The sequence below is a fragment of the Brasilonema octagenarum UFV-OR1 genome (assembly GCF_963888615.1).
Classification (GTDB): Bacteria; Cyanobacteriota; Cyanobacteriia; order Cyanobacteriales; family Nostocaceae; genus Brasilonema; species Brasilonema sennae.
In genome coordinates, this window is the sequence record NZ_CAWPKW010000307.1 from 26,308 (window position 1) to 35,382 (window position 9,075).

General features: G+C 43.1%; 5 protein-coding genes. 3 read left to right on the plus strand and 2 right to left on the minus strand.

The genetic code is table 11. The annotated features are described in order from the left end of the window. The first annotated feature begins 1,376 nt into the window (after positions 1-1,376). The 3 genes from purL (at position 1,377) to AC5590_RS27170 (ending at position 7,241) form a co-directional block, all read left to right on the plus strand. Entirely contained in the window at positions 1,377-3,743 is a 2,367-nt protein-coding gene (purL, locus tag AC5590_RS27160) for a phosphoribosylformylglycinamidine synthase subunit PurL (RefSeq protein ID WP_169266436.1), read from the plus strand. Positions 3,744-3,890: 147 nt separating this feature from the next. Continuing rightward, positions 3,891-5,387 carry an amidophosphoribosyltransferase gene (gene purF / locus AC5590_RS27165; RefSeq protein WP_169266437.1) on the plus strand — a complete coding sequence of 499 codons (1,497 nt, stop codon included), beginning with the start codon at positions 3,891-3,893 and terminating at the stop codon, positions 5,385-5,387. Positions 5,388-5,606: 219 nt separating this feature from the next. After that, positions 5,607-7,241: a tetratricopeptide repeat protein gene (locus AC5590_RS27170; RefSeq protein WP_169266438.1), complete on the plus strand. Its 1,635-nt coding sequence runs from the start codon at positions 5,607-5,609 to the stop codon at positions 7,239-7,241. A gap of 120 nt (positions 7,242-7,361) precedes the next feature. Here AC5590_RS27170 and AC5590_RS27175 read toward each other — a convergent pair whose 3' ends face one another. Then, positions 7,362-7,643: a hypothetical protein gene (locus tag AC5590_RS27175; RefSeq protein WP_169266439.1), complete on the minus strand. Its 282-nt coding sequence runs from the start codon at positions 7,641-7,643 to the stop codon at positions 7,362-7,364. Between the two features lie 96 nt (positions 7,644-7,739). Then, positions 7,740-8,786: an ABC transporter permease gene (locus tag AC5590_RS27180; protein ID WP_169266440.1), complete on the minus strand. Its 1,047-nt coding sequence runs from the start codon at positions 8,784-8,786 to the stop codon at positions 7,740-7,742. Between the last annotated feature and the right edge of the window lie 289 nt (positions 8,787-9,075).

Consider the following 9,075-nt stretch of genomic DNA (forward strand, 5'->3'; position numbering starts at 1 on the left):
TTCCCTATTTTCCCTGATATACAAAAAGCCGGCAGTCTTTTTGTGAAAGCTGTCGGCGTTTAGTGTGTTCCCTATTAATGACTCGGCTAGAGTTCAGTTATTAGTATTATGTCTATTCATTTATATAAAAAATAGGATCTCAATCATCAGCATCAGTGATTTTCATCACAAAATTATTTCTAATAAACTGCATTGAAAGATAAATACGCCAATTTTCATCTTTTTATAACTAAAAAATTCAGCTATAACCAGCATAGCCTTTTACCTAAGAAGGAGCCAGTTTCTGAAGAATCAGAAACAAGATTTGGATAAAGAAATTATTTGATACACATAGTAGATATTTCCGAAGCATTCCAAATGTGTAACTTGTGCTTCAGATAGGAAGCCAAGTTAGTACAGCGCGATAGTGAGGAAAAGATAAAAGCTAGATGAAATAAGGATTACAGCCTTACCTCATCTAGCTTTGCCTGACAGGATAGGTGCTTTTTTGCACTAGTACAATAACGAAAAAATGAAAATAAAGAATATTTCTCTTGTTAAATTTTTACTGATTTAAAATAGTAGCTCTGTTTCCACGTTTAACGTACACTAGTAGATTGGGGAGTTAGCCATGCTAAGAAATGGATTTTCCGTCTACTGGTAAATTTTATTAGAGGAACCTTCAACAGAGAAAGATTCCCCTAACATTTTTTTACAATTCCTTTTGTGAAAAGAACAGACTAAGCCACAAATTCAATCAATTGGGTACGTGGAACAATTGTGTTGAGTAGTAGTTATGACACTACACAAATCAAACTTTGTTAACTAATACAAGTATGATTGCCCATGAAAAAACTGATGATTTTAACAATTTCGAACTTGTTTGATCATCATTTGAGATACGCGTATTGTATATGGCAAACTCATTTATCACACTTGACTTAGTTAATATTAATCGTATGAAAGGATCTCTCTTCTTCAAATAGTGAAAACACTTATTTGATTTTTTGGAAACTTAAAGTGCTTATGAAAATTTGCGTGTTTATACAGTTGACCTAAAATCTATATCATGAATAGCGAGCAGCTAAACGTAAACATTTAGACAGAAAAAACAAGCCTTGCCGAAATAACTAGACTACGCCCAAATGTATGTGTGAAGGTCGTCAAGCGCCTTCTGGGTGCAAAACAAGACAACATTTGGCTCGTTTTTTTAGTCTTCCCCATTAGTAGCAATATTAATTTGTCACCTGTTGCAATCAACTTCAGCAAGAATAACGATTGCACCAGAACAAAGCACGCAGCATCTTACTTGAAAAAATAGAAAACCATTTGCGTGAATACCTACAGGGCACTTAAATCGCTAAAATAATGCTCTGTCCCCTTGCTGCATTATTACCATGATCCCCATTTCCGATGCTCCTTTTTCTCCTGAAGAAATCGCAGCTGTTGGTTTGAAGCTAGAAGAATATGAAGAAATTGTCAGGCGTCTGGGGCGTCATCCCAACAAAGCGGAACTGGGAATGTTTGGGGTGATGTGGTCAGAACACTGCTGTTACAAAAATTCCCGTCCGTTACTCAAACAGTTTCCTACGACAGGACCCCGCATTCTTGTTGGACCTGGCGAAAATGCTGGTGTTGTAGATTTGGGCGATGGTCTGCGACTTGCGTTTAAGATTGAGTCACACAACCATCCATCAGCGGTTGAACCTTTTCAAGGAGCTGCGACAGGAGTAGGAGGTATCTTAAGAGATATTTTTACAATGGGTGCGCGTCCCATTGCGGTATTAAATTCTCTGCGCTTTGGTTCTCTGGACGATGCGAAAACCCAAAGGCTTTTTAGTGGCGTTGTAGCTGGTATCTCCCATTACGGAAATTGCGTAGGTGTCCCCACTGTCGGCGGTGAAGTTTACTTTGATCCCGCTTATTCTGACAACCCTTTGGTGAATGTGATGGCGCTGGGATTGATGGAAACGCCAGAAATTGTTAAATCTGGGGCGTCTGGTATAGGTAACCCCGTGCTTTATGTTGGTTCTACAACCGGACGTGATGGTATGGGAGGTGCAAGTTTTGCCAGTGCAGAACTCAGCGATCAGTCTATGGATGATCGTCCAGCGGTACAAGTGGGCGATCCCTTTTTGGAGAAGTCGTTAATTGAAGCTTGTTTGGAAGCGTTTAAAACAGGTGCAGTCGTCGCCGCACAGGATATGGGGGCTGCTGGTATTACCTGTTCTACTTCAGAAATGGCTGCAAAAGGCGATGTGGGCATCGAATTCGATTTAGATAAAATTCCTGTACGGGAAGCAGGAATGGTTCCCTACGAATATTTGCTTTCGGAATCTCAAGAACGGATGTTGTTTGTTGCACACAAGGGACGCGAACAAGAGTTAATTGACATTTTCCATCGATGGGGACTGCATGCAGTTGTTGCAGGTTCTGTTATTGCTGAACCGATTGTCCGGATTTTATTCCAAGGTGAAGTTGCTGCAGAAATTCCTGCAACGGCGTTGGCAGAAAATACGCCCCTATATCACCGGGAATTGTTGGCCCAACCACCGGAATATGCACAAAAAGCTTGGGAATGGACTCCTGATTCTCTGCCTAAGAGTACATCTGCTGGTATAGAAATTCAAGGACGCTTGCAAAGTTGGAATGACATCCTGTTGACTTTGCTGGATACTCCTAGCATTGCGTCAAAACGTTGGGTATATCGTCAATATGACCATCAGGTGCAGAATAACACTGTTATGTTGCCAGGTGGTGCAGATGCTTCTGTGATTCGCTTGCGTCCACAGTTGGGCGAGGATGAGGAAATAGTCTCCAGTGTCAAAAGCGCTGTGGCGGCTACGGTTGATTGCAATCCCCGTTATGTTTATCTTGATCCCTATGAGGGAGCTAAGGCAGTTGTCGCAGAAGCAGCACGCAATCTCAGCTGTGTAGGTGCAGAACCTTTAGCGGTTACTGATAACCTGAATTTTGGTAGTCCAGAAAAACCTATTGGTTACTGGCAATTAGCAGAAGCTTGTCGCGGTTTGGCTGAAGGTTGTCGAGAAATGACAACTCCAGTAACTGGCGGAAATGTCTCTCTTTACAACGAAACTCTCGATTCTCAAGGTAAGCCACAACCAATCTATCCTACCCCTGTTGTGGGTATGGTAGGCTTAATCCCTGATTTGACCAAGATTTGTGGTCAAGCTTGGCAAGTGAATGGTGATCTGATTTATTTGTTGGGTGAACTTTCTTCCCACTCTACGCTAGGGGGTTCGGAATATTTAGCCACTATCCACAACACTGTTGCTGGAAAACCGCCACGAGTTGATTTTGAATTGGAACGCCAAGTACAACAAGTCTGTCGCGAGGGAATTCGCAAAGGTTGGGTACGTTCGGCTCATGATTGTGCTGAAGGTGGAGTCGCTGTTGCTCTGGCAGAATGTTGTATAACTGGCAAATTTGGTGCCCAGATCCAATTAGAGTTACCAGCACAGAACAACCAACGTTGGGATGAAATTCTTTTTGGTGAAGGTGGCGCACGAATTCTAGTTTCTATTGGAATAGAACAACAACAAACTTGGGAGAGTTTTTTAACAGAACAACTAGGTCATCATTGGCAAAAACTTGGTAAAGTTGAAAATTATGACATAGGTTTGCGAATCTTAACAATTGAAAATAACACTTTAATAAAAGTTACAATAGAAGAAATGAGCGATCGCTATCTAAACGCAATTCAAACCCGTTTGACCATTCATAACACGACTTCTAGTTCATAGATAGCATTTCCTTACTCAATACACTGGCGTTGATAGGCATAATTGCGGTACTGTGTTAATGGATGGTTAAGAATTATTAAAATTTTCTGCAACTATCCTTATAAATATTGTTTGTGACTTGACATCCTCATCAGGAGCACAGCTGCCATGATTCCTCACCAACCCGACTCTTTGGATGACTCTCAATTGCCTTATAACTCAGTCAATGACCATGAAAATCGTCCAGATAAGCCAGAAGAAGCTTGCGGTGTTTTTGGTATCTACGCACCAGGAGAAGACGTTGCCAAACTAACATACTTTGGATTGTACGCCCTCCAGCACCGGGGTCAAGAATCGGCTGGTATTGCCACATTTGAGGGTGAACAAGTCAAGTTACACAAAGACATGGGGTTGGTGTCCCAAGTCTTTAATGAATCTACCCTGCAAAATTTATCTGGAACTATCGCTGTTGGTCACACTCGTTATTCAACCACGGGTTCTAGCCGCAAAGTGAACGCTCAACCTGCTGTTGTGGAAACTCGCTTGGGTTCTGTCGCGCTTGCACATAATGGGAATTTAGTCAATACTGTGCCGCTACGGGAGGAGTTGTTGAACAACAACTGCAACTTAGTTAGCAGCACTGACTCAGAAATGATTGCTTTTGCTATTGCTGAAGAAATCAACGCTGGTGCTGATTGGCAAGAGGGCTGCATGCGCGCTTTTCACCGCTGTCAAGGAGCTTTTAGCTTAGTGATTGGTACATCACAAGGTATAATGGGCGTTCGCGACCCCAATGGCATTCGTCCCCTTGTGATTGGTACCTTGGGTGAGAATCCAGTTCGCTATGTTCTGTCCTCTGAAACTTGTGGTTTAGACATCATTGGTGCGCAATACTTGCGAGATGTCCAACCAGGTGAAATGGTTTGGATTACGGAAGTTGGTTTAACTTCCTTTCAATGGAGTCAAAAATCCAAGACAAAGCTGTGCATTTTTGAGATGATTTACTTTGCTCGTCCTGATAGCGTGATGCACAACGAGAGTTTGTACACCTATCGGATGCGTATAGGACGGCGACTGGCTAAAGAATCTCCGGCTAATGCTGATTTGGTGATTGGTGTCCCTGATTCTGGAATTCCCGCTGCTATAGGCTATTCTCAAGCTTCTGGCATTCCTTATGCGGAAGGATTGATTAAGAATCGTTACGTCGGGCGTACCTTTATTCAGCCGACACAGAGTATGCGAGAATCGGGTATCCGCATGAAACTCAACCCCCTCAAAGACGTGTTATTTGGTAAACGAGTCATCATTGTAGATGATTCCATTGTGCGGGGAACTACTAGCCGTAAGTTGGTCAAAGCTTTACGAGAAGCAGGTGCGTTAGAAGTGCATATGCGAATTTCCTCTCCACCAGTGACTCACCCCTGCTTTTATGGTATTGATACTGATACCCAAGACCAACTCATTGCTGCTACTACCTCAGTAGAAGATATTGCTAAGCTACTAGAAGTTGATAGTCTGGCCTATCTCACCAGGCAAGGAATGCTCTGGTCAACACGAGAAGATCCAGAAAGCTTTTGTTGTGCTTGCTTCACTGGAGACTACCCAGTTTCTGTTCCCGAACAAGTGAAGCGTTCTAAATTGATGTTGGAGAAAGTATCTGTTTAGAGATTTTAGATTTTGGATTGATTGACATACTCCCCTACCATAATTTTTGATTTGGTCGGGGATTCTAATAGCTCTGAGTTTTTCAACACTACGGGTAGCTAAATCAATTTTTGTAACAAAATAACCACAAACTACCAAACATTTCTGTCTTTGACTTTAGAGGTTCAAGGCTAACCACTCATGGGTAGTCGCCCCAAAAAAAGTTGAGGTGGGAAAAGCATGGCTCGAAGAATAATCCAGTTATATATTTTAGCTCTTACTGCACTAATTGCTACGTTCTTTCCCGCAGGTGGAGTTCTCGCAGTAGAAACCTACTCCGAAAAACATGGCATATTGGCTAACATTGCATTTCAGTACGCGGCGCTAGGAAAATCTCAGCAAGCTGTCAAGATTTTAAACCAAGTTCTGCCTTTGGCACAAGCGAACCCCAATCAGTGCTTCAAAGCCAACCCCTTAGTGAAAGTGGCTCTTGGCTATATCTTAGTTGGACAGGAAGCTAAGGGGAAGCAACTTCTGGCAGAAGCCATCCAGATTGCCGCCACCCAAACGGCAACAGGCTGTAGCGGTAGCGGAACTTCTCCAGAGGAGTCTGTGCTAAACCGAGCAAAGGAATACGCAGAGGCTGGGTACTACGACTTTGCTCACCAGATCATTACAGCAGTAAACAATCCTGTATTCACTCCTATAGCGCTGGCAGATCTTGCGGGTTATTATGCAAAAGCCTCAGAGGCTCAGCAGGCAACGAAAGTACTAAAATACGCGATCGCGATTGCCCAACGCAATAACGATGCCTTTTATAAAAATATAACCCTGATTGCAATTGCTGAACATCTAACTCAAGCTGGACAAAAGGAACAAGTGCCGCAAGTGCTAGAGCGTGCGCTTGAGGCACAATCAGGCAAAGATGCCCCAATGAAAGTCGATCAGATGCTAAGAATTGCTAAACAATTTGCACAAGTTGGACAAGTTAGTCAAGCGCTCAAGCTTTTAGATCAATCCTTGCCCTTGATATCAACGCTTCCAGACAAGCCCTTTCCTGTTGAGAAACCCAGCAAACTGGTTGAAACAGCAATCCAGTATGGAGCACTGCAGCAGAAAAATAAGGCTCTCGATACTCTAGCCAAAGCCCGAACAGTGGCGCAGGCAATGGGTGAATCTCAAACCAAAGGTTATGCATTAAATCGGGTAGTTGGAGGTTACGCAGAAATAGGAAACTTTGACCAGGCACAGCAAATAGCCCAATCAATCAAGAATGTCAATGAGAGGGAACAGGCGTTCCGTGGAATTGCGATCGCCTATGCCAAAGCTGGATACGCTGAGCAAGCGCTTCAACTGGCAAAATCAATTAGAAACCCCAAAGTCACCTTAACAAACATTGTCAGCCACTATCTAAAGACCGGAAAATGCGACCAAGCGTTTAAGATAGTTCAACAGTGGAATCTGAAAATGCTGCCAGAGGTGGCATTAGGTTACCTTGAGGCAGATCAACCTGAACGTGCGCTGGAAATCGCTAAGTCCATCGAATCTCCGCCTTATGCTGTTGTACAACATAAGGACTGGAGATTAAGCCTGATCGCTGGTGGGTTTGCAAAACAAGGAAAATTTGACCAAGGGCTTCAGGTTGCTCAAGTTATTACAGACAAAAGTTACAAAGCTCAAGCCTTGACGGCGATCGCACAAGAATATCTGATAAGAGAACGAGAGAACAAAGGATTTCTCGGAAACATCTTTTCCGAACTGAGCAATCGCTTCAATTCTCTATTCGCTTCCTCAAATAAAGACAAAGCCTCTGAAATTCTAGATCAAGCGCTTCAAGTTGCTGAGTCAATGGCACCAAAACGTTCGCCACAATGAATAAGTTCCAACTGCAACTTATCGGGTTCAAAGTTCTTAAGGCAGACGCAAGCCCTGATTCTGCTGTTGCCCGGGGGTGTCAATTTTCAAAACTCACATCATGCACGAAGGAACTGTGAGTCATGAGTGTGATAAAAATTCAATTTTTGGTAATAATGGATCAGAAACAATACCCACGCCACTAAAACCCCAGCGTTTGAGCAAAGGTCCTATTTGAGAGCCAGCAACAGATTCTACAGCAAAGCGGTTTGCCAGTTCCCCAGCATGAGTGTTGAGGTAGCTGAGGGCATCAAAATTTTCCCGAAACAACAGTAAATAACCATTAGCTTTACGGTCGGAACGAGCGGTAAGATAATCACCGTTAGCTTTCGACCGTACCAGATAATAAACTTCAGAAAACATAGTTATCAGTCATTAGTCACTAGTCATTAGTCATACCAATAACTAATGACGAAGGACGCTCAATATGAGTGTACCATTCCTTTGATTTAAAATGATTTAATTGAGATTTTCTAAACGAATGCGAGGATCACTCACCTTCAGTAACAAATCCGCGATCAAATTACCAACACTGAGCAATACAGCGCTCATAACCAAACTTGCCATCACCAAATATAAATCTTGAGCCTGCACCGCTTGTAAAGTCAATCTTCCTAAACCAGGCCAATTGAAGAAAAATTCTGCAATAAATGCACCACCCAATAAACCTGCTAACTCGAAACCTAACAAAGTAATCAAAGGGTTGATTGCATTGCGCAAAGCATGAACATAAACAACGCGGTTTTCTGGCAATCCTTTGGCACGAGCCGTTTGAATATAATCTTGACGTAGCACATCCAATAATTCACCACGAGTAATACGCTGTAAGCCAGCAAAGCTGGTGACACTCAAAGCAATCGTGGGTAAAATCATGTGCCAGCCAATATCTAGGATTTGACCAAACCAATTGAGTTCATTGTGATTAATGCTAGTCATGTCACCCACTGGAAAAATGGGTGAGAGGTTTTGGGCTAAAATCAGCAATAATAAAGCGGTGATGAAACTGGGAAACCCTTGTCCTGCATAGCTAATTATCTGCAAAATGCGGTCAACCAACTGATTTTGTTTCACAGCCGCGACTATACCCAAGGGGATGGCGATCGCCCAGGTTACAATCAAAGAAGCCACTGCCAACAACAAAGTGGCAGGTACCCGTTCCCACAACAGCGACCCCACTGAGCGCTGGTAAACAAAGCTTGTGCCAAAATCTCCCTGTGTTATGATTCGCCACACCCAAAGTCCAAATTGCTCTGGCCAAGATTTATCCAGACCAAACTGTCGTCTAAGTTCCTCAATTCTTTCTGGAGAAATCTTTGGGTTTTGCCGTAGCGTATCTACATAGTCTCCTGGAGCAAGTTGAATAATGATAAACGACAACGCCGACGCTAAGAACAAAGTCAACAGCGCCTGCAATAGTCGCTTGGTGACATAAATAAAACTTTCGCTCGTGACTAACCTTAAAAGCCAGTCACGGCTTGCATCCAAGGAAATTCGTGTAGTAGTCATTAGTCAATAGTCAAGAGTCATTAGTCAAGAGGAGCGAGCGCTTGATGAGGGTTTCCCGACAGAGGCGACTGGCGTTCATTAGTCAAGAGTCAAAAAAATTTTGGAATCTAGACTATTAACTTAGCAGTACATTAAGGCGGGAGTCATCTGCTCGTTAGAAGGACACAAAAACTTTATCAGTTACCAGTTAACAGTTAGCAGTTATCAGTGTCGTGCCCCCCTTGTTCACTGTTCACCCTATGGCTAACGCCACGCCTTACGGCTATCGGGTATGCGCAAAGCGCACGCC